The 596-nt window shown below is 32.6% G+C and carries 2 protein-coding genes; both read right to left on the bottom strand.

Going from position 1 to position 596, the window contains the following annotated elements:
- A partial coding sequence (locus IHO13_RS05195; protein WP_225538584.1) for a monovalent cation/H(+) antiporter subunit G occupies positions 1 to 263 on the bottom strand: 263 nt, incomplete at its 3' end.
- 6 nt (positions 264 to 269) lie between these two features.
- Positions 270 to 470 (bottom strand): monovalent cation/H+ antiporter complex subunit F, encoded by a 201-nt coding sequence (locus IHO13_RS05200; RefSeq protein ID WP_225538586.1) that lies wholly within the window; start codon positions 468 to 470, stop codon positions 270 to 272.
- Positions 471 to 596: the final 126 nt, after the last annotated feature.

Genomic DNA, 596 nt, shown 5'->3' on the forward strand with positions numbered 1-596 from the left:
TTACTTTTATAATAAGTGCACGCTAAAATATAGCTGTTAGTTGAGTTAGCTATCCATACTATAAGGATTAACAACATTATTTTAACAGTATTGATTGAAAATTCATTTTGCAGAGCAAAACCAATCAACAATAACATCGCGCCGCTGGAATCTATTATACCTACTGCATGTAACCTAGTATAAAAATCAGGAAATCTGATTGTCCCTATGGTTGAAATGATTACTAAACAAATACCTAAGAATATGAAAATAGGTCCTATCATAAATTATCAAAGCAACATTAATCTCATTAGTGCTATAGTTGATACAAAACTAATACTAGCGTACAAAAGCGCTATATCAAGCAAAAAGAAATTGTCCAGAACAATCGACATTGTTGTTATGAGTAAAACTGCTTGCGTCGAAAAACTATTAAATGCTAGCACCTTGTCGTAAATATCGCTCAGCTTGGATACTATACGGTATAGCATTACACCAATACAAAGCAGCAGCATATAAACAGTAATGTAGATCATCTATAAATTACAAACTTCAGTAGTACTCCGCTTTATCTACTCTTCATCATCTACTTTCTCGCTATCTTGATCGTCTATTTC

This window comes from Wolbachia endosymbiont of Mansonella perstans (assembly GCF_020278605.1).
GTDB lineage: Bacteria > Pseudomonadota > Alphaproteobacteria > Rickettsiales > Anaplasmataceae > Wolbachia.

Excerpts from the sequence above, each read along its gene's own strand:
- IHO13_RS05200 (WP_225538586.1), bottom strand. The coding sequence starts at position 470 with ATGCTATACCGTATAGTATCCAAGCTGAGCGATATTTACGACAAGGTG.